Raw genomic sequence first — 547 nt, 5'->3', positions numbered from 1 at the left:
AAAAGGCACATTCGAAACAGCTATTACGGGACTGACTTTATATCGTGCAGAGACATTGACCAAACCAAGTAGCAGCATGATGGATGCGAGTCTATGTATGATTGCTCAAGGCAAAAAACAGGTGATTCTTAGCGAAGAGACTTATACTTATGACTCTAACCATTTCCTTTTTACTGCAATTGACCTGCCTGTAATTGCTCAAGTGCTTGAAGCTTCTGTTGAACAACCCTATCTCTCAATTGTGCTAAGGCTAGACCCATATTTACTTGCTCAAACCATGCTTGAGGCCCATATTCCCTTTAAAGATGTAAATACTGAGAAAAAAGGAATGGCTGTTGGAGTAGTCAATTCAGAGCTGAATGATGCGTTTATACGGTTAATAAAATTACTAGATACGCCACAAGACATCCCCATCTTGTCTCCTCTTATTATTAAGGAAATTTTTTATCGTTTATTGATGAGCCCGCAAGGCGATCGTCTTAAACGTATTGTAGCGGCAGGCACTACAGGTAATCTAATTGTGAAGGTGAATGAATGGCTGAAAACA

At 39.7% G+C, this 547-nt stretch carries 1 protein-coding gene; it reads left to right on the top strand.

Annotated elements, in window-relative coordinates:
• Window positions 1–547: AraC family transcriptional regulator (locus ABD296_RS50120; protein WP_344285773.1), on the top strand; the 547-nt coding region annotated here is incomplete at both ends.

This window comes from Actinomadura napierensis, from assembly GCF_039529375.1.
GTDB classification, from domain to species: Bacteria; Actinomycetota; Actinomycetes; order Streptosporangiales; family Streptosporangiaceae; genus Spirillospora; species Spirillospora napierensis.
The sequence above is the reverse complement of the archived record's forward strand: the minus strand, read 5'-3'. Positions and strand labels throughout refer to the sequence as shown.